The sequence below is a fragment of the Agromyces ramosus genome, from assembly GCF_004216665.1.
Classification (GTDB): domain Bacteria; phylum Actinomycetota; class Actinomycetes; order Actinomycetales; family Microbacteriaceae; genus Agromyces; species Agromyces ramosus.
In genome coordinates, this window is sequence record NZ_SGWY01000003.1 from 508,140 (window position 1) to 527,600 (window position 19,461).

Consider the following 19,461-nt stretch of genomic DNA (forward strand, 5'->3'; position numbering starts at 1 on the left):
GGCGTCGCGCGCGGTCAGGCGACCGGCGTGAGGATGCCGCTCGGCATCACGCGTCCGGTCACCTCGGTGACGACGTCGGCCGGCAGCCCGGCGCGCACCGCGGCCGCGCGGATCGCCTCGATCGACGGCGCTTCGTAGAGGCAGTAGCTCTTGCGGCGATCGATCGAGAGGAACGAGTACAGCCACCGAACCTCTTCCTCGTCGTTGATGAGGTTGATGTCGGCCGCGGCCTCGACCGGCGTCACGACCTCTTCGGCGTAGTTGCGCTCGATGATGTAGTACGGCATCGGCGGATTCCCCCCTCGCCCCCGTGTCTGCCAGACCAGAGTACTCCTCATGTTCCGTCTCGGCAGGTGCGCTCGGCGGCGGAGCGGATGCGACGGGGGCTGCCGTCGCGTCGGAAGCCGGGTTAGGGTTCGGGAATGACTGATGTGAACTCGGCTCCTGCTCCGCTGCCGGAGGACATCCGCGCGCAGATCCTCAACGCCGAGGTGGCGAAGTACGCGAAGAACGGATGGACCGTTGAGACGGCCTCGGGCGGCCAGGCGGTGCTGTCGAAGAACAAGCGGATCGGATGGTTCTGGAACCTCATCCTCGTCATCCTCACGGGCGGCCTGTGGCTGATCTACGTGATCTACCGGGCGCTGAACCGCAAGAAGCTCACGGCGATCATCACCGTCGACCCGTACGGGAAGGTCCGCACGGCGGGCTGATTCGGGCGCTCACGCGCGCCGGCGGTCGGCGACGACCGCCCAGGTGACGCCCGACACGACGAGGTCGGCCCGCTCGCGCGACGGCGCGATTCTCCGCGCGTTCGCGCCGTCGACCTCGCTCGCCCATGCCCGTGCCGCCGCCGGCGAGCGACCGGACTCGGTGTGCCGGTGCACCAGCCGCGACATCCGCTCGTCGTCGTCGGCATCGCAGAACCACGACTCGTCGAGCAGGTCGCGCACGCGCCGCCACGGCTCGGCCTCGCTGAGCAGGTAATTGCCCTCGACCACCACGACGCGGGCGGATGCCTCGATTGCGATCTCCCCCGCGACCGGCTCGTCGACCGCCCGCTCGAACGCGGGGGCGTACACCGTGTGGTCGACCTCGCGGCGGACCCGCTCGAGCAGCGCGACGAAGCCCCATCCGTCGAAGGTCTCGATCGCGCCCTTGCGCTGCCGCAGCCCGAGCTCGTCGAGGGTCGCGTTCGCCAGGTGGAAGCCGTCCATCGGCAGGTGCACCGCGACGGGGCCGACGCCGGGGTCGGCGGTTCCGCCGGCGCCCTCGTTCAGCGCCTCGACGAGCGACCGGGCGAGCGTCGTCTTTCCCGCACCGGGGCTGCCCGTGATCCCGAGCACGATGCGTCCGGCGGATGTCGCGAGCCGGTCGAGCACCCGATCGGCGAGCACGCCGACCGCGGCGAGCGCCTCGGGTGACGGGGACGGCTCGGTCGCGGACATGCCTCCAGCATGTCGCACCCGCGGCATCCGCTCGCGACGCGCCCCGCGGCATCCGCTCGCCGACCCGCCCGCCTCTGGCCGATCCACCCCGCAACGGTGCACCATAGGGGAACGTGACGCGAACGCCGCGTCGCGGGGCGCGGGGCGCGGGACTCGACGGGGGAGGCGCGCATGACGGAGGTCACGACCGGGATCGTCGCGGTGGCCACGCGACGCACCGGACGCATCGTGAACCTCGTGACGCTCACCGTGGTGCTCGTGGTCGGCGTGGTGTTCGTCTTCGCCGACGAGGGCACCGACGTCCAGATGATCTCGCTCATCAGCTGGTGCCTGCTGTCGACCTTCTACATGATCGGCTGGATGGTCGTGCTCGGCCGCCTCTCGCGCAGCGCTTGGCGCGGGTCGGCCACCCTGATCTCGACGCGCCCGCCCGGCCGCTTCGCCTCGCTCATCGTCACGATCCTCTCGAGCATCATCGGCGTCGCGGCCGCGAGCGAGCTGCTCGTGCTGCGCTCCGACGCCGCCTACGCGAGCGCCATCGACTTCTTCGGCGTGTGGGCGATGCTCCTCGCGTGGGGCTTCCTGCACTGGGGCTACGCGCAGATCTACTACCGGCTCTACCACCACGGGCCGGGTCGCGTCCGTCGCCAGGCGGAGAACACGGCGGCGGCGGATGCCCAGGCCGAAGCAGCGGCGGATGCCGCGGTCGACGCCGCGGCGGAAGCCACGGTCGACGCCGATGGTCGGGCCGCCGGAACCGGGGCCGACGCCACCGCCGTCCCCCCGCTGGTCTTCCCGTACACGAAGGATCCGGGCCTGCTCGACTTCGTCTACGTCTCGTTCATGGTCGGCACGAGCTTCACGCCGAACGACGTCGAGACCGCCCCGCCCATCCGCTGGACGGTCGTGTGGCACTCGGTGCTCAGCTTCTTCTTCAACGGCTTCATCATCGTGCTCGCGCTGAACACCATCATGGGCGGCAGCTTCACCAACTGAGCGGATGCCCCGTGGCGGCCGTCACCCGGCGGCCCCGCGCCCGGGCGGCCCCGCGCCCCGCCGTCCTTCTCCTGCCCGTGCCCCCGCTCCCCTGGCCTGCTCCGCGAGCGCTCAGAACAACCGCGCCTGCGCGACGACCGGTGCACCCTCGAGCTCGAGCAGGAATCGCTTGCGCTCGAGCCCGCCCGCGTAGCCGGTGAGCGAGCCGTGGGCGCCGACGACGCGGTGGCACGGCACGAGGATGCTCAGCGGGTTGCGCCCGACCGCGTTGCCGACGCGGCGCGCCAGGTTGCGGTCGCCGAGGCGCAGGGCCAGCTCGCCGTACGACGTCGTCTCGCCGTACGGGATCTCGCGCAGCATCGCCCACACCGCGTGCTGGAACTCGTCGCCCGCCGGCGACATCGGGAGGTCGAACCCGGTGCGGCGCCCCTCGAGGTACTCGCCGAGCTGCGCGCCCAGCGCCGCGAAGAGCCTGTCGTCGTGCGCCTCCACCTCGACGCCGATCGACCCGGCGGCCGGCGGGTGCCAGTGCCCCGGGAAGTAGATCCCGGTCAGGCCGTCGTCATCGGCGACGACCAGCAGCTCGCCGAGCGCGGTCGGCAGTGCGGCGTGACGGCTGGGCATGCCTCCATCCTCACCCCGCGGCGGGTTCGCGCGCGCGTGCCAGATGGCGGATTCCGGACCTCGACGCCGCCGGGATCCACCGTCCTGACCGTGCGGCCGCAGCTGGGCGCCCGCGTGGGCACCGGTCGCACTCGCGCTGCGCCGACCTCTGCCACACTCTGCAGGATGAGCGGCCCCTCACCTCCATATTTGAGCCTCAGCCGCCTCTCATCATGCGTTCGGTCAGCCGGGCGGATGCCCCGTCCGCGCGTGGGCGCGCAGACGCCGCCAAGGGGCGAGGCGAAGGGGCGGCGTGAAGCGGTGGCGCGAAGGGGCGGCGTCTGGGTGCAGCAGGCTCGCGGCCGACATCGGGCGGCGGGATCCGCCCACAACGCAGGAGATTCGCCGCCTCGACCTGGAATTCGGGGCTGAGCCGCCCATTCTCCTGAGTTGCGTCAGCCCGAGCCGCGGAGATGCCGCCGCGCGGGCGCCGGGCCGAACGGATGCCGCCGCGCGGGCGCGGGGCCGAACGGATGCCGCCGCGCGGGTGCGGGCCGAACGGATGCCGCCGCGCGGGTGCGGGCCGAACGGACGCCGCCGCGCGGGCGCGGGCCGAACGGATGCCGCCGGCGTACGTGCGGCCCTCAGAACCCGCCGCCGTCGCCCCCGCCACCGCCGTCGAATCCCCCGATGCCCCCGCCGTCGAACCCGCCACCGCCACCGCCGCCGTCGCCGCCGCCGCCAGAGCCCGGGCCCCCGCCGTCGCCGGCGAAGTACGCGCCACCCCACACCTTGGTGTCGCCGATCATCGGCACGCCGAACCGGGAGTCCTCGCTCCGTCGCAGCAGCCCGCCGCCGACGCGAACCGGCTGCGACAGCTCGGTCGCGACGAGGGTGATGCACGACGCGAGGCGAGCCGCGGAGAACGGGACCAGCGAGCGGTACCAGGCGGGCGCGGCTCCCGACTCCTCCGCCAGCTCCGCGAACCGCCGGATCACGGATGCCTCGTCGAACAGCACCGCCCAGGGCAGGAGCCGCTCGCCCGCGGCCACGTTGGCGACATCCGTGCCCGCGACGACCTCGCGCCACTCGTTGGCCCGCTCGCGGAGCTGCAGGCCGTCCGCGTTCAGCGGGATCCATCGGGGCAGGATCACGCGCAGCCCGAGCGACAGCGCCCCGATGCCGATCGCGCTCCACGCGATCGAGGTCGCCGCGTCATCGAGCAAGGCGAGGGTGAGGAAGCCCAGCACGACCCCGAGCACGCCGGCGATGGTGGCGGCGCGGAACCGCCGTTCGGGCCGCGGTTCGCGATACCACGCGGCCGCGTCGCGGAACCCGCGCTGCGTGAGCGCGCGGAGGCGCTCGTTGTCTCTGACAACGCGATCCGCGTCGACACTCGCGCCTCGACCGACCGTGAGTGCACCACCGGCGATTTCCGGCGACAGCATCGCGAGCACCGTGTCGTCGGCGGAGTCGCGCGACTCCTCGTCCCACCCCACGGACAGCAGGTGGTCCCCGTCGAAGACGAGGTGCACGTCCTGGGGGCGCTCCGCCTCGCTGTCGCCGACGGCGCGCCGATCCTGGATCGCGATGACGCCGCCGGCCGCGAGCAGCATGACCGTCGCGGGCAGCCAGCGCGCCGACGCGCTGCCCGACACGAAGCCGACCGAGAGCAGCCCCGCGGACTCGGGGTCGGTGACCGCGAGGGGGGTGCCGACCTCGGGCTTCCGCAGCCACTCGACGAGGAGCGACCCGACGCAGACCGCGGCCGTCAGGGCGGCGGCGATTGCGAACACGGGCAGCACGATGGTGCCGAGGCCGCCCGTTGCGGATGACCCGAACGCCTCGCTGCCCGCGGCAGCGCCGGTGCCGGCGTCCGCCCGGTCGACGATGACCTGCCGCAGCGCCGCGACGATGGGTCGTTCCATGAGCGGAGGCTACTCCGCTGACAGCGCGGGGGGCAGGTCAGCGGCACCCCCTGTTCGGGCCACGCCGTCGCTCGCGTTCGGGAAGGGGCGAGCGGATGCCCCGACCTGAGCCGTGCCGGCACCCGCGTCGCAGTCGAGCGGATGCCGCGACGGGAGCCGTGCCGGCACCCGCGTCGCAGTCGAGCGGATGCTGCGACGCGATCAGTGCGCGACCGGCAGGCCGTGGATGCGACGGGTCGCACGCGCGTGCCGCCACTCGCTGAACCGGTGGCCGAGGCCCGGGCGGCGGCCGGCGTCGGCGCGCTCTCCCTTGTCGGCGCGGCGCTCGGCGGCGATACGGCGCTGCTCATTGATGCGGACCGCGAGCTGCTCGTCGTGGGTCTGGAGCGTCTGGCTGACGTAGCCGTGTGCGAGGTTCATGAGTCCGATCCCTTCGGGGCGGTGCAGGGCCGGCGTTCCGGCCGTTGAGATCAGATTCCTCGCTGAGGCGGGGGTGCCGTATCGGGTGGGTGCCCTATCTTCCGGGCTCCTGGGCACCTCAGATGGCTCCGGCTACCTCGGGCCGCGCCTAGGTACCTCAGACGGCAGGCGGCACCGCAGGCAGGCGGCACCCCAGACCTCGACGCCACGTGCGCGAAGCACGGTGACGAGCGCCCGAGGCAGGGTGACGAGCGTCCGGCGGCGGGTGGGACCAGCCGTGGTCTGCTTGGCGCTACCTCCGTGGGGAGGGCGAAGGAGGCCGCCTGAAACCCAGTGCTCCCGCTCTTATCTCACGACTCGACCGGACCTGTCCTCAGCTCTGATAAAGATGCGTACGGTGTTGTGACGGCGTCGGATGCCGGGCGCCAGACTCGTTGCGCGCGTCGAACGGCATGCCGACATCCCGCACCGACATCCGCTCAGTCGCGCGGAGTGCGGTGCCCGCCGCCGGTGTCGAGGTCGTCGCCGGCCTCGAGGTCGGGACCGTCGCTCTCGGTGATGTTCGCGCCCTCGAAGAACGGATCGACGCCGAGCTCGCGGTCGTGCTCCTCGCGCAGCCGCGCCTGCTCGTTCGCGCTGTCGGCGAACCTCCGATCGTCCCGAAGCGGTGCGCCGTCGCGTCCAGTGGTGTCGCTCATGGTCGTTCCCCTCCACTCGATGCGTTCAGGGTAGTTCGCCGGATGCCGCGCCGCATCCGGGTTGCGAAAGCTCGGCGCGCTCGGTACCGCCACAGCGGGTTACGGCTCGATCGGATGCCGCTACGGGGAGCGCCGGATCGGCAGGAGCGTCTGCGGCGGCTCCGGCCCCTGGAGGAAGTCGGTGATGATCGCGGCCACGAGCCGTGGCTGCTCGAGCACGACCGCGTGCGAGGCGCCGGGGACGACGCAGAGCCGCCCGGCCGGAAGCGCCTCGTAGAGGGCGACCGTGTGGTCGAGGCGCACGAGGTCGTCGTCGCCGACGAGCACCAGCGTCGGGTGCTCGAGGCGAGCGAGGTCGCCGGGGGTGAGCGTCGGCTCGCTGGTGGCCATCGCCATGAACTTCTCGGCCACGACCGGATAGTGGTCGGCACCGTCGGGTGAGCGCTTCGCGTAGGCCTCGAGCATGAGCGCGGGCGGTGCACCGTCGCCCGGATCGAGTTCGTGGATGCCCTCGAAGTGGAAGTTGGTGCCGATGAGCACGAGGCGATCGACGAGATCGGGCCGGCGCAGCGCGACGAGCATCGCCACGATGCCACCGTCGCTCCATCCGACGAGGTGGGGCTTCGGTGCGGCGTCGAGGTGCTCGAGCACCCCGATCGCATGCGTGGCCATGTCGTCGTAGTGGAACGGCTCGTCGGTGTCGGCGGTGTAGCCGTGGCCGCGACGGTCGAAGGCGACGACCCGGAAGCTCGCGACGAGGTCTGCTGCGCCGAGCGAGTCGAGGAGGTCGTCGCTGTTGCCGAGACCGCCGTGAAGGAGCACGAGGGTGTGTTCGCCGCTTCCGCGCGTCTCGGTCCAGGTGTCCACCCCGTCGATGTCGATGCGTTCCGCCATTGCTGCCTCCGTTCCAGTCCCACGTCCACCGGAGCCGACCTGAGAACCAGTACCCAACGGATCCCGCCGACGAGTCAACCCCCGCGCGGCACGCGGTGATCGTGCGTAGCCTGCCGACATCGAACCGAGCAGGACCCGACTCGAACGAGAGGACGCGCCATGACCGTCGCACGCGAGCTCATGACACCCGACCCCACCTGCGTGAAGGAGGACCAGACGCTCGTCGAGGCGGCGCGGATGATGCGCGACCTCGACGTGGGCGCCCTGCCGATCTGCGGCAATGACGATCGGCTCAAGGGCATGCTCACCGACCGCGACATCGTGGTGAAGTGCATCGCCGACGGCGGCGACCCGACCACCGCGACCGCCGGCAGCCTCGCCGAGGGCAAGCCGCTCACGATCGGCGCCGACGTCGACATCCGCGAGGCCCTCGAGGTCATGCAGGACCAGCAGGTGCGCCGCCTGCCCGTGATCGACGACCACCGCCTCGTCGGCATCATCAGCCAGGCCGACATCGCCCGCGAGCTCTCCGCCGTGCAGACCGGCGAGACCGTCGCCGAGATCTCCGAGGACTGACCCCTCACCGCAGCACCGTCCCAGTAATCCGCGAAGGAGCACATCATGACCGATTCGACATTCTCCGACGACAGGTCCCCCGTTCCCGAGGACGACGAGCGGCGGGATGCCGCGGGGCGGGCCGACGACCGATCCGACTCGAGCGCCCAGCCCGCCGGCGACAAGCCCGGCGCGCCCGGCAACGACGAGCCGATGACCGACTCGACCGACGGCGGCCTCGAGGGCGGCGACCCCGGCGTCGAGGAGTAGGCGCGCGCCCGCCCGAACTCGCCCGAGCTCGCCCCGCGACACTCGCACCCCGCCCGCGGGTGTCGATCCGGCGTCGTGCCCGTTCGACGTCCTCAGTGAGGGCGACACCGACGCCGCCCACGACGAGAGGATCGACCCGATGACGCAGTACTTCCTGACCCTGCCCCACGACTCCGCGACCGAGCCGACGATGGCGTCGATGCAGGAGCTCGACCCCGCCGAGCTCGCCGCCGTCATCGCCGCGGTCGACGAGTTCAATGCCGCCCTGCAGGACTCGGGCGCATGGGTGTTCGCCGGCGGCCTCAACCCGCCCTCGACGGCGAAGACCGTCGACGTCACGTCGGGCGAGACGCGCGTGCTCGACGAGCCGTTCGTAGAGGCGCCGGCGTACGTCGGCGGCTTCTGGGTGATCGAGGCGGCCGACGAGGCCGCGGCAATCTACTGGGCGACGAAGGCGTCCGCCGCCCTGCAGTCCCGCGTCGAGGTGCGTGCGCTGCAGGAGCGTCCCGCCGAATAGGACCGTGAACCCGAGCCCGCCCGCGGACCGGCCATCGTGCCGTCCGAACTGAGCTCCGAGGCGATCCCCGTGGGTGAGCGGATGCCGCCGCGGGTCAGCTCTCAGGGACCCCGATGCGGCGATCGGCGGCAGCAGGATGCGACTCGGGAATCGGCCCTTGGAACGTGGCGCGCTCGATTTTCGCGGGGTTCCACGTCGGTGCGACGAGTCGGGTGGCGACCGCATCGAAGAAGTTGTCGAGTCCCCAGTACGCCCTTGCGCGCGACTCCTTGTACTTCTTCCTGAGCCGATCGCCCGACGAACGCCGCCATTCGTCGACCTCCGAATCCGCCTGAGCGGCGAACTCGGCGTAGAAGGTCTCAGCGGTCTCGAGGGCCGCACGCAGGTACGCCAGCGTGCACCTGGACCACTCGGCAGGCCACGACTTGGGGTGGAAGTCCAGGCGGATACTCGCTCGTTCCACCCGCACCTCGTCGATCGCTCGACGGCAGGTCTTGAGCGCGCGCTCGCGAGCGGCGACATCCTCGAGCAATCGCTCGTTCCGGTGGACTGCCGTGCCCGGCCCACTCCGCTTCGGCGGCGTGACGCTCCGTAACGCGGCGAGCGCGGTGATGGCGGCTCGTGCGAAACGCTCCGACGACTGCAGGAGGAACGTTCGCGCCTGCTGCTGACGGTCGTGGCGCCGCGCGAGCGCCGCACCAGCCAAGGCGATCGCCGCCCCGACGAGCGCCACGAGCAACGGAACCGACGCGATCAGGTCCACCATGGCCCACCCTCCATCACGAGGCCGACAGTACTGGATTCGCGATCACGCGCCCGCTCTTCGCCCGGTTTGTCGGGCGCACCGGGCGCACTCGCGGAGCGACAAGGGGCCGGAGGCATCCGCCCCCGACCCCTCGCGCAGCGGTGAATCCGCTACTTCACGGTCACCTTCACCGGCTTCGACGCCGTCTCGCCGTTCGCGTTCGCGAACACCGCCACGAGCGTGTGCTCTCCGGATGCCACGCCGGTGAGCTTCACCGAAGCGGCCTGCGCCGACGGCGTGGCCGCCGCCAGTTCACCCGATCCGACGACCACGCCGTCGAGCTCGAACCGGTAGGACGTTGCGTTCGTGCCCCACCACAGGTTCGCGGTGGCGGTGAACGACGAGGCGCCCTTCTTCTGGTCGGTGCTGACCACGGGCACGCCCGGCGCGGCATCCGTCACCTTCACCGTGGTCGACGTGGTCGCCGTCGTGCCTCGGGCGTTGATGAGCTCACCCGTGTAGACGTAGGTGCCGTTCGGCTTGCCCTCGAACGTCACGCCGGTCGTCTGCGACAGCTCAGCGGTGTCGCCCAGCACGCGAGTCGACACGAGGGCGCCATTCTCGTACAGGCGGAAGATGCTGCCCGGCGTGCCGTGCCAGAGGTTCATCACCACGTCGTAATTGCCGTCGTGCAGCCCGTACTCCCAGCCGCTCGTGTTCGAGAGCGTGCCGCGACCCGGTGCGGTCGTCGCCGACGTCGCCGGCACCACGAGCAGCGTCGACGACGCCGTCGACGTGAGTCCGGCGTGGTTCGTCGCGGTCACGGTCACCACGACGTCGCCGGCGAGCCCGAGCGCGGCGAGGTCCACCGCGGCATCCGGTGCCACGACCTCGTCGCCGATCGTGACCGACACCGAACGGATGCCGCTCTCGGCATCGTCGGCCGTCACGCCCAGCTGCAGCGGGGCATCCGCCACCACCGTGCCCGACGGCAGGCCGCCGATGGCCGGCGCGGTCTCGTCGAGCGCCGGAGCACCGAGGTACGCGATCGACGGCACCGGCGGTTCCGCCATGCCCGCGCCGATGAAGTACGACGGGTGCGGCGGCTGGTTGTACGCCGAGTTCTGCCCGGCCACGCCGACGCGGTACTGCGAGTCGTGCATCAGGGTCGGGATGCGCGCAGCCGTGACCTCCGTCGTCGTGTACACCCGGATGCCGCTGCCGTCGGCCAACCGCACCGCGAGCTCCTCGCGCCAGTCGCCGAACAGGTCGGCCTGCAGCACGGGGTTGCCCTTGGTGGTGTTGTTCGTGAGCGTGCCGTCGAGGCGCAGCAGCTCGACCTCTGCCTTGGCGGCCGGGTCCCACTTCGAGATCGTGGGCACGCCCGAGGCGTTCGCCTCGGAGTAGTCGTGGTCGGTGATCTCGCGGGTCAGGTCGCCGTCCCACCAGGTGACGAAGTTCGCCGCCGGGATGTCGGTCGAGAGCACCTCGCCGGATGCCGCGTTCAGCGTGCCGACCGGCGAGTTCCACGCGAAGTCGCCGCCGATGTTCCACGCCTCGGCACCGGGGTGCGCCGGGTCGATGTCCGCGGCGGCGCCGCGTCCGGTGTCCTTGTTGCCGGGGTTCGACCAGATCACTGCGCCGGTCTCGGCGTCGCGCATCGACGCGATGATGCCGCCGTTGCCGGTGGGGCTCTCGTGCACCGCGTACACCTCGAGGCCCTGGCGGTCGGTGACGAAGTCGCTCACGTGCAGCGCGTCGCCGTGGTGGAGCCGGGTGTTGTAGAGCGGCGTGCCGTCGTCGTCGATGGTCATCGAGCCGAACACGATCTCGTCGAGGCCGTCGCGGTCGACGTCGGCGGGCACGAACTGGTGGTTGCCCTGGCCCTCGTAGGTCGAGCCGGCCACGTTCGAGTCGAACGTCCAGCGCTCCACGAGCTCGCCGTCGACGAGGTCCCACGCCACGATCACCGTGCGCGTGTAGTACCCACGGCTCGTGACGAGCGACGGGTGCTCGCCGTCGAGGTACGCGACGCCGGCGAGGAACCGGTCGACCCGGTTGCCGTACGTGTCTCCCCAGGCGCCGACGTTGCCGCGGCCCGGCTTGTAGTCGACGGTGTCGATCGCGGCACCGGTCAGCCCGTCGAAGACGGTCAGGTACTCGGGCCCGCTGAGGATGTAGCCGCTGGAGTTGCGGTGGTCGGCGCTCGGGTTGCCGATGACCGTGCCGACGCCGTCGACGGTGCCATCCGCCGTCTTGAACGCCACTTCCGCACGGCCGTCGCCGTCGAAGTCGAACACCTCGAGCTGCGTGTAGTGGGCGCCGGCGCGGATGTTCACGCCCAGGTCGATGCGCCACAGGCTCGTGCCGTCGAACTTCACCGCCTCGGCGTAGACCTTGCCGGTGTAGCCCGACTGCGAGTTGTCCTTCGAGATCGACGGGTTCCAGAGGAACACGAGCTCGTACTCGCCGTCGCCGTCGAGGTCGCCGACGGTGCCGTCGCCCGGCCAGTAGGTGACCGTCTTGCCCTCGGGCAGCACGGCGTCGGCCGGCTTGTCGAGCGGGATGTCGAGGAACTGGTCGCTCCACACGCCGAAGCCCTCGGCGACGGTGATCTCGCGGTCGCCCTGGATGGCCGTGACGAGGTAGGTCGACTCGGTCGTGCCGTCGGCGTCGACGAGGTTCGTCGCGCCGGTGATCGGCTCGTCGTTGACCCGCTCGCCGTCGCGGTACACGTTGAAGCCGAGGTCGCGCGCGTCGAGGCCGAGCAGGCGCCAGCCGACGTACACGCCGCCGTCGGCGTTCGCGACGGCCACCGGTGCGCGGTCGAGGTACTCGGCCTGGCGCACGAGCGTGGTCGCGACCGCGGTCGCGTAGGTGGCGGATGCCTCGGACACACCGCCCGCGTTCAGCGCCACGAGCCGGTACAGGTACGGCCGCGTGGTGAGCACGTCGGAGTCGGTGAACGTCGGCTCGGTGGTGGTGCCGACCTCCTCGAAGGGGAGGTCCTCGCGCGTGGTGCGGAACACCTTCCACAGCACGGCGTCGCCCGGGTCGGCCCAGCTCAGCGTCACGCTGTCGCGGTCGATCGCGTCGGTCCCGATGCCGGTGGGCGCCGCGGGCTTCGCGACGTCGGGGTCGACGACTGATGCCGCGACGCGGTCGCTCGGCTTCGACACGCGCGTGCCCTTCACGGTCGCGACCGCGTAGTCGTAGGACTCGCCGAGGTCCACGTCGGCGTCGGTGAACGTCGTCGTCGCGGCATCCGTCACCCGGCCGATCTCGGCGAGCTCGCCGCCGGGTGCCGAGCGGTAGACGACGTAGCCCGTGGCATCCGTCACCGGCTGCCAGCCGAGCGTGATGGTCTCGTTCACGGCGTCGATGTCGGATGCCGCGAGGCCGGCCGGTGCGGCCAGCGGGGTCTGCACGCGGATGCCGTTGACGCGCCCGTCGCCGCCCGTGACGCGCACGTTGAGCTGCCCGTCGCTGACGGTGATGGCGGGGAAGTACTGCTCGTGCACGACACCCGTGCTCGTGCGCGGACCCGCGAACGCGGTGCCCTCGATGTCGAAGTTGGTGCCGTTGCCGGCGATGAGGTCGCCCGCCCAGGTGGTGACCTCGTAGGTGCCGTTCGGCACGTCGACGGCGAACGCCTGGTTGTTGGCGATGGTGAAGTCGCGCTTGAGGAGGTCGTCGCCGCCGCGGTCGCGGAACCCGTTGCTGGCCGGCGCGGTGGTGAACCCGTAGCCCTGGGTCGCGTTGTAGGTGGTACCGGGGTGCACGCCGATGAAGCCGGCGGCGACCGGGGTCGCCGGCCCGCCGAAGTCGAACGAGAAGTCGACGTTCGTGGCGTCGGCGGCGGCTGCGGGTGAGGCGGTGAGGACGGCGCCGGCGACGAGCGCCGCCCCGGTGAGGGCGGCGACGAGTGTTCGCGCGCGGCCATGTCGGACGTCTGGACCCACGTGGATCTCCTTCGATCGTGTGCTGATGCCGGGTCGCAGCGTCCGTGCTCGCCGCGGGTGATTCGAGTCGAGATCGTGCGGGAAAGCGCTTTCTTGATGAATCGTCTCAATCCTGACTCACGGGATGGAGGTGCGTCAAGGGGTGTGAGGAGTGTGACGCCTCGGCGTCGTTCGCGTCAGGTGGTTACACCGCAGCGCCGGGCGCGCTCGAGGCGCTCGAGCCTCAGCACTGCCCCGGCTGAAACGCAGTCACGCCTCGACGCCGTCCGCGGGCGACCGGCGAGCCGAACGCGGCGGCCGCGATCGCATGTGCCGGAGGACGCGGCGGAGCAGGCGCGTGAGCTCCTCGCGGTCGCCGGTGTCGAGGGCATCGACGAGCACGTCGCGCACCTCCTCGGCATGGCCGGGAAGCACCCGCTCGAGCACGGCGGCGCCCTTGGGAGAGAGCGTCACGTTCACGCCGCGTTCGTCCGCTTCCGACGGCGCACGCACCACCAGCCCGGCCCGCTCGAGCCGGTCGACCTGGTAGGTCAGGCCGCTCCTGCTGTGCACCAGCCGGTCGGCGAGATCGGTCATGCTGCGCGGCGACGATGGATCCTCACCGAGGATCGCGAGGATCTGGAACTGCACGAAGCTGAGGCCGCCATCGCGACGCAGCTGGCCCTCCACGCCGTGCTGCACGAGGGCGCTCACCTCGAGCAGCGCGAAGTACACGCCGAACTCCCGGGGCAGGCTCGGCGGAACGGTGGGGTCCGTCATGCCCGAATCCTATGGCACCAATTTGGTTCGAATTGGAAATAGATGGGGCGTGGCGCACGTTGCCCGATCGTGACAGGTAGTTCGAATTCGAAGGAGTTATTCCACATGTCCGTCTCAGACACCACCACTTCCGGCTCCGCAATCCGAGGACTCACCCCGACGCCCACCACGAACGGACCCACCACCATGCGTGCCATCCAGTTCACCCGGTACGGTCAGCCCACCGTGCTCGAGACCGTCGAGCTCCCCCGACCCGAGGCCGGCCCCGGCGAGGCGCTCGTCCGGGTCGCCGGCACGACCTTCAACCCGGTCGACGCCACGTTGCGCGCTGGCTTCCTGGCGGAGGTGTTCCCCGTCGACCTGCCGCACGTGCCAGGCATCGACGTGAGCGGCACCGTCATCGCCGTCGGTGAGGGGGTCTCGCTCGACCTGGTCGGCCGAGACGTCGTCGCGTTCCTGCCGATGACCCGGCCCGGCGCCTCCGCCGAGTACGCCATCGTGCCCGCCGAGCTGATCGCCGCTGCGCCGCAGTCCATTCCGTTGGCGGATGCCGCGGCGCTGGCCTCGAGCGGGCTCACCGCCTGGCAGGCCGTCGTCGAGCACGCCGATGTTCGTGCTGGGCAGCGTGTGCTCGTGAACGGCGCGGGCGGCGGTGTCGGCGGCATCGCCGTGCAGCTCGCCGCCGCGGCCGGCGCGACGGTGATCGCCACCGCCAGCGCCCGAAGCCGTGACGCGGTCGCGGCTCGGGGCGCCGCGCAGGTGATCGACTACACGGCCACGCCCGTGGTCGACGCCGTGAGCGAGCCGGTCGACGTCGTCGTGAACCTCGTGCGCACGTCGCCCGAGGAGACCGCGACGCTCGTCTCGCTCGTGAAGCCCGGCGGCGTCTTCGTCTCCACGACGACGCCCGGCGTGGCGCCCGCGGGCACCGACGTCCGCGCGGTGAGCCTGTTCGTGCGCAGCGATGCCGCGCAGCTGGCGCGCCTGGTGCAGCTCGTCGACTCCGGCGACCTGCGGGTCGACGTGAGTGCGCGCTACCCGCTCGAGGAACTCGCCTCGGTGCACCGCCTCGGCGAGGCCGGCGAGCTCCGCGGCAAGGTGGTGCTCACGCCGTCGCGTGACAGCGACGGCGACCGCGAGCGCAACGGCGACGGCGGCGACCCGCGGTAGGGCGACGCTGACCGGGCCCGGTGCAGCGTGGAGGCTGCCGCGCCGGGCCCGAACAACGTCGCCTGAATGCACGCACGCGTTCAGGCAGCCGGCTGGCTGCGCTCGCGTCGTCGTCGCAGTTGATCGGCGATGCGTGTCGGTGACTTCGTCGCAATGCGCCAGGTGCCGCCGGGGTCGAGCCACGCCGGGGGCCGGATGTGCGGTACGCCCCGCAGCATCCGGATCTGCCACCCCGACGTGTCGATCGTTCGGTGGTGGAACCAGCAGAGCATCACCCCGTTGTCGGGGTGGGTCGGCCCGCCCGATTCGTCGGGGATGACGTGGTGGATCTCACACCACGCCGCCGGAACGGTGCACCCGGGGATGATGCATCCGCCGTCGCGGAGCGTGATCGCGCGACGTTGATGCGGCGTGAAGCACCGCTCGGGAGAACCGAGCTGCAGGATGGCTCCTGCGTCGTCGACGACGACCGTCTGGATGCCGCCCGTGCACATCAGGTGCCGCGCGGCGCGCAGGGAGACGGGAATCTCCACGCCGTCGGCGTGGGCGACGCCATGGCCCGATTCCAGGTCGGCGGCCCTGACACTCACGAGCACGGTGGGCGGCGCGCCCCCGATCTTGGGATGCTCCCCAGAGCGCGCCGCGGACGCCACGATCACGGCGATCACGTCATGTCGTTGCTGGTCGGGCGTTCGCGTCTCGGCCTGGGTGGCCGGATCGGCACGCTCCTCATCGGTGAGGAACCCGCCACCCGCGCGGGGCGCGAGGTGTGCATCGAAGAGGCGGGTGAGCCCGGCAGCGACCTCGGGCATGAGCTCGCCGCTCACGGCGATGAGCCCATCGCGTGCACGCCCGACGCGGAAGCCGCGGCGGCGCATCGCCCGTTCGTCGTCGGGCTCGGGTCCGTCTGCGTCGAGGTATGCCGCCCACGCCCGCGCCTGGATGCGAAGCTCGTCGGCCGTGCAGCGCACCGGCCCGCCTTCGCCTGCGCCGATCGCCTCGGCGACGAGCGACCGCTCGGCGGCCTCGCGCGCCGTGGGGTCGGCCACGGTGCCCGCGCGACCCAGCTCGCGAACGATGACGGATGCCGCGTCCGCCCCGAGCTCGCCCGCCATCAGCCACGTGGAGACGATGGGGAACTGCGCCTCGACCGGCTCGCCCGAGAACCCGACCCGGGCCCGCGTGGCTGCGCCGACCGCAACGCGTCGCCGCGCCTCGGCGCCGGACACCTGCGTGACCCGCTCGACGAGCTCGGACGCGGACCGGCAGCCCATGCGAGCCGACAGTCGCTCGCCGCCGAGCTCGCGCCGCGACCGCTCGGCGACCTCGCCCGCGAACTCGAGGCGTCGTGCATCGACCAGGCGGCCGAGCGACTCGAGTTCTCGCATCGCGCCCAGCAGCTCGGTGTCGGAGTACAACCCGGGAGGGGCCGCCTCCGATGCGGCGAGCAGCACCGAGCGGACCTGCTCGAGTGCGTCGCGGAAGCCTTCCATACCGCCATCGTGCCAGCACCCACCGACATTGAACGAGCGAGAACTGCCTGATCAGGCTGTGAATAACTGCAGTCCATGCGAGCCTGTTGAGGACAAGTGACGGGCCCGGGCATGATGAGGCCATGAGCGATGGCGGAGCCCTCAGCGTGCCCGCTCCGAGTCATGGGCGAGGCGCTCTGAGAGGGTCCGCCCCGCCGATCGATCACGGCGTCTGCCGGCCATCGGCTGCCGAGGAGGAGCATCTCGTCAGCGACATCCGCCGCCCGCTTTACCGGCCAGCCCGCATGATCCTGAACCCTCGCCGCGGGCGCGGGAGGTCGGTACGCTGAACGTGGAACCAGACCGGGGAGGGTGGTGAGTTCCATGTCTGCGACGAAGCAGTGGAGCATCACCGTCGACATCGACGAGCTCGAAGACACCACGTTGGCGCACGTCAGCCTGACGACACCCGGCGGTCAGGATGTGACCGGCGTCGGCCAGGCGCAGCGCAACCCGCTCGATCCGAGCGTGCCCGAGATCGGCGACGAGCTCGCCGTCGCGCGCGCGCTGCGCAACCTCGCCGAGCGACTGCTGCACACGACGGAGAAGGACATCGAGGGCGCCACGGGCGAGTCGGCGCACCTGCACCGGTAGCGCGTGCGGCCCGGGCGAAGCGAGCGGATGCCGCGCCCGATTGCGCGAGCGCCGCGTTGTTGCGATTCCGCGTGTGCCGAGCGAAGCGCGCGGATGCCCCGTCCGATTGCGATGCCGTGCGGGCCAAAGCGAAGCGAGCGGATGCTCCGCCCGATTTGCAGCGCCGCGCAGCCCGAGCGGCAGCCGCGCGGATGCCGAGCAGCTTCGAGCAGCTACGAGCAGTTAGGAGCAGCACCCCACCACCCGGCGACCCGCCGGTTGACGCACCCACGCCGCCGCGACGAGGCTGGCGGCATGGCTGACTCCACCCCTGAGAACTGGCGTCGGGTCGACGACTACCTCGCCGCGACCCTGCTCGACGACGACCAGGCCCTGACCGAGGCGCAAACCGATTCCCTCGCTGCGGGCCTCCCCGCGATCGAGGTCACGCCGCTCGCCGGCAAGCTCCTGCACCTGCTCGCGCGCATGACGGGGGCGCGCCGCGTGCTCGAGGTGGGCACGCTCGGCGGCTACTCGACGATCTGGCTCGCCCGAGGCATCCGCGGCGATGGTCGCGTGGTGACGCTGGAGCTCGAGCAGCGCCACGCCGACGTGGCCCGCGCCAACCTCGAACGGGCCGGCGTGTCAGACCGGGTCGAGATCATCGTGGGCCGTGCCGCCGACACGCTGCCGCGCATCGCGGAGCGTGGCGGCGAGCCCTTCGACCTGGTGTTCATCGACGCCGACAAGGAGTCGAACACGATCTACCTCGACTGGGCGATCCGCCTGGGGCATCCGGGCACCGTCATCGTCGTCGACAACGTCGGCCGCTCGGGCGACGTCGCCGACCCGGGTGCCGACGACCCGATGGTCGTCGGCACCCAGCGGGCGCTCGAGCTCCTGGGCAGCGACCCGCGGGTGGATGCCACCGCCCTGCAGACCGTCGGCGCGAAGGGGTGGGACGGGGTCGCGATCGCGATCGTCGTGTGAAGGAGCCGCTAGATGGCGGGCGTGCGGCGGTAGCCGTCACGTGAGAACTGCACCAGCGCCGACGTGATCGCCGTCGCTGCAAGCAGTCCGAGCATGAGCATGGTTGCGAACATCGCGCACCTCCTTTCGGTCAGAGTCGTCATCGAGTCGTGCGTGGGCGTCTGCCGTCACGGCTGACTTGGGAGCGCGGCGTCGTGCCCGTGCGAGTGGCTCGGGGTGAGCGCCCGCAGCGCCCGAGACCAGGTGGAGTGCCCGGTCTGGGCCGACGTACGGTCGGGCGACGTGTTCGCGCTCGACGCGGCGTCGAGCGCCCGGCGCTCCGCCACCCGGCGGCGATACGCGTTGATGCGGTCCGCCGCTGCGACGTTGCGCTCATGCGTGGTGAGGGCCAGGTAGTCGTAGGCGAGGTCCATGATTCCGATCCCTTCGGATACGAGTGGTGGCCGTGTTTCCGGCCTGAGACCACACTCCTCTCGCAGGGGCTCGCGGGAATCCGCAACGACTACCGAGATCTCGGCGGCACGGTACCGAGGTCACGGATGCCGCGGCTGATCACCTACCGAGACGGCATGCTGCCGGGGATGAGTACTCCGGATGCCGCGGGCGGCGTCGCCGGACGCTCGATCCTCACTGCTGGAACACCAACGAGTCGATGACCGGCTGCAGCTGGGATCGGAACTCCTCGGGGCTGTGCTGCGCCACGGCGTTGGTGATCTCGAGCGTCACGTTGCCGTCGCCCCATTCGAGGAGGACGAGCCGAACGTCGAGGTCGTGGAGGATCACGTGATGAAGATCCGAGACGCCGTCCCCGATGATGAGCGGGATCCCCACGTTGCCATCGAAGCTGCAGGTCGCCACGCCCGGCTCGAGCGAGAGGTCGACCTGGAGCCCTTCGAGCCCCCCGACGGTGACCGGCAGCGGCTCGGACACGATGAGACCTGGGACCGACTGGTACCAGTCCACCAGCTCCGTCGGCGTGATCCCGACGCCGTCCTGCCACGCCTCCCTGCAGTCGATCGCAGCCGCGTGGATGTTGCTGTAGATGCCGAGGTAGCTGCCACCACGTGCGCTCTCCTGGCTGTCCTGCTGCTGGAAGAGCCAGAAGTTGCCCGGCAGGTCCTCGAAGTTCGTCCACCCGTCGGGAACGGTGTAGTCGATCTGCGGTTCGAACGTGGTCGTGCGGTATTCGCCGGCGGTGAGCGGGCCGAGGCAACTGCCGCCGTGGGGGTTCGGGCAGAACGACGCGCCCGACGAGTTCGATCCGGAGCCGTCGACGGCTGGTCCTGAACTCGGGGCGGCGGCGTCGGAGCTCGGCGACGAGCACCCGCTGAGCAGTGCGATGAAGGCCGCGGCGACGAGGGCGCCGGATGCGGCGGTGCGCGTGTACATGAGGTTGTCCTT

General features: G+C 71.3%; 21 protein-coding genes. 8 read left to right on the forward strand and 13 right to left on the reverse strand.

Going from position 1 to position 19,461, the window contains the following annotated elements; translation table 11 throughout:
- Positions 1–14: 14 nt before the first annotated feature.
- Positions 15–287 carry a DUF4242 domain-containing protein gene (locus tag EV187_RS14345; protein ID WP_130353725.1) on the reverse strand — a complete coding sequence of 91 codons (273 nt, stop codon included), beginning with the start codon at positions 285–287 and terminating at the stop codon, positions 15–17.
- Positions 288–422: 135 nt separating this feature from the next.
- Between EV187_RS14345 and EV187_RS14350 the strand changes: the two genes are divergently transcribed.
- Entirely contained in the window at positions 423–713 is a 291-nt protein-coding gene (locus EV187_RS14350; protein ID WP_130353726.1) for a hypothetical protein, read from the forward strand.
- Between the two features lie 9 nt (positions 714–722).
- Here the strand turns inward: EV187_RS14350 and EV187_RS14355 are convergent, their stop codons facing one another.
- Positions 723–1,448 carry a nucleoside/nucleotide kinase family protein gene (locus EV187_RS14355; RefSeq protein ID WP_130353727.1) on the reverse strand — a complete coding sequence of 242 codons (726 nt, stop codon included), beginning with the start codon at positions 1,446–1,448 and terminating at the stop codon, positions 723–725.
- Positions 1,449–1,619: 171 nt separating this feature from the next.
- On the opposite strand from EV187_RS14355, the gene EV187_RS18800 reads away from it, so the two are divergent.
- A complete protein-coding gene (locus tag EV187_RS18800) occupies positions 1,620–2,444 on the forward strand; it encodes a DUF1345 domain-containing protein (protein WP_130353728.1) in 825 nt (274 codons plus the stop codon).
- A 111-nt stretch (positions 2,445–2,555) separates the two neighbouring features.
- On the opposite strand, the gene EV187_RS14365 is transcribed toward EV187_RS18800, so the two are convergent.
- The 5 genes from EV187_RS14365 to EV187_RS14380 all read right to left on the reverse strand — a co-directional run bounded on the left by EV187_RS14365 (position 2,556) and on the right by EV187_RS14380 (position 6,987).
- Entirely contained in the window at positions 2,556–3,068 is a 513-nt protein-coding gene (locus EV187_RS14365; protein ID WP_130353729.1) for a methylated-DNA--[protein]-cysteine S-methyltransferase, read from the reverse strand.
- Between the two features lie 623 nt (positions 3,069–3,691).
- Positions 3,692–4,975: a hypothetical protein gene (locus tag EV187_RS14370; protein WP_130353730.1), complete on the reverse strand. Its 1,284-nt coding sequence runs from the start codon at positions 4,973–4,975 to the stop codon at positions 3,692–3,694.
- Between the two features lie 201 nt (positions 4,976–5,176).
- Entirely contained in the window at positions 5,177–5,395 is a 219-nt protein-coding gene (locus tag EV187_RS14375) for a hypothetical protein (protein WP_130353731.1), read from the reverse strand.
- 479 nt (positions 5,396–5,874) lie between these two features.
- Positions 5,875–6,093 carry a hypothetical protein gene (locus tag EV187_RS18410; RefSeq protein ID WP_165391209.1) on the reverse strand — a complete coding sequence of 73 codons (219 nt, stop codon included), beginning with the start codon at positions 6,091–6,093 and terminating at the stop codon, positions 5,875–5,877.
- A 120-nt stretch (positions 6,094–6,213) separates the two neighbouring features.
- Entirely contained in the window at positions 6,214–6,987 is a 774-nt protein-coding gene (locus EV187_RS14380) for an alpha/beta fold hydrolase (protein WP_130353732.1), read from the reverse strand.
- A 159-nt stretch (positions 6,988–7,146) separates the two neighbouring features.
- On the opposite strand from EV187_RS14380, the gene EV187_RS14385 reads away from it, so the two are divergent.
- From EV187_RS14385 to EV187_RS14395, 3 genes are all read left to right on the forward strand, one after another.
- Positions 7,147–7,563, forward strand: coding sequence for a CBS domain-containing protein (locus tag EV187_RS14385; protein WP_130353733.1), 417 nt, complete (start codon positions 7,147–7,149; stop codon positions 7,561–7,563).
- 45 nt (positions 7,564–7,608) lie between these two features.
- Entirely contained in the window at positions 7,609–7,812 is a 204-nt protein-coding gene (locus EV187_RS14390) for a hypothetical protein (protein ID WP_130353734.1), read from the forward strand.
- Between the two features lie 139 nt (positions 7,813–7,951).
- Entirely contained in the window at positions 7,952–8,329 is a 378-nt protein-coding gene (locus EV187_RS14395) for a YciI family protein (protein WP_130353735.1), read from the forward strand.
- Between the two features lie 94 nt (positions 8,330–8,423).
- Here the strand turns inward: EV187_RS14395 and EV187_RS14400 are convergent, their stop codons facing one another.
- The 3 genes from EV187_RS14400 to EV187_RS14410 form a co-directional block, all read right to left on the reverse strand.
- Positions 8,424–9,095, reverse strand: a complete 672-nt coding sequence (locus tag EV187_RS14400; protein ID WP_130353736.1) for a hypothetical protein — start codon at positions 9,093–9,095, stop codon at positions 8,424–8,426.
- 149 nt (positions 9,096–9,244) lie between these two features.
- Positions 9,245–13,036 (reverse strand): rhamnogalacturonan lyase family protein, encoded by a 3,792-nt coding sequence (locus EV187_RS14405; protein ID WP_130353737.1) that lies wholly within the window; start codon positions 13,034–13,036, stop codon positions 9,245–9,247.
- 249 nt (positions 13,037–13,285) lie between these two features.
- Entirely contained in the window at positions 13,286–13,795 is a 510-nt protein-coding gene (locus tag EV187_RS14410) for a MarR family winged helix-turn-helix transcriptional regulator (protein WP_130353738.1), read from the reverse strand.
- 105 nt (positions 13,796–13,900) lie between these two features.
- On the opposite strand from EV187_RS14410, the gene EV187_RS14415 reads away from it, so the two are divergent.
- A complete protein-coding gene (locus EV187_RS14415) occupies positions 13,901–14,965 on the forward strand; it encodes an NADP-dependent oxidoreductase (protein ID WP_341272760.1) in 1,065 nt (354 codons plus the stop codon).
- 80 nt (positions 14,966–15,045) lie between these two features.
- Here EV187_RS14415 and EV187_RS14420 read toward each other — a convergent pair whose 3' ends face one another.
- Complete coding sequence (locus EV187_RS14420) at positions 15,046–16,458, reverse strand: HNH endonuclease signature motif containing protein (RefSeq protein WP_130353739.1); 1,413 nt, start codon at positions 16,456–16,458, stop codon at positions 15,046–15,048.
- 363 nt (positions 16,459–16,821) lie between these two features.
- On the opposite strand from EV187_RS14420, the gene EV187_RS14425 reads away from it, so the two are divergent.
- Entirely contained in the window at positions 16,822–17,091 is a 270-nt protein-coding gene (locus EV187_RS14425; RefSeq protein WP_130353740.1) for a DUF1876 domain-containing protein, read from the forward strand.
- 294 nt (positions 17,092–17,385) lie between these two features.
- Positions 17,386–18,060 carry an O-methyltransferase gene (locus tag EV187_RS14430; RefSeq protein WP_130353741.1) on the forward strand — a complete coding sequence of 225 codons (675 nt, stop codon included), beginning with the start codon at positions 17,386–17,388 and terminating at the stop codon, positions 18,058–18,060.
- Positions 18,061–18,227: 167 nt separating this feature from the next.
- Here the strand turns inward: EV187_RS14430 and EV187_RS14435 are convergent, their stop codons facing one another.
- Both EV187_RS14435 and EV187_RS14440 read right to left on the reverse strand, forming a co-directional pair.
- Entirely contained in the window at positions 18,228–18,473 is a 246-nt protein-coding gene (locus EV187_RS14435) for a hypothetical protein (RefSeq protein WP_130353742.1), read from the reverse strand.
- 214 nt (positions 18,474–18,687) lie between these two features.
- Positions 18,688–19,449, reverse strand: coding sequence for a hypothetical protein (locus EV187_RS14440; RefSeq protein ID WP_130353743.1), 762 nt, complete (start codon positions 19,447–19,449; stop codon positions 18,688–18,690).
- Between the last annotated feature and the right edge of the window lie 12 nt (positions 19,450–19,461).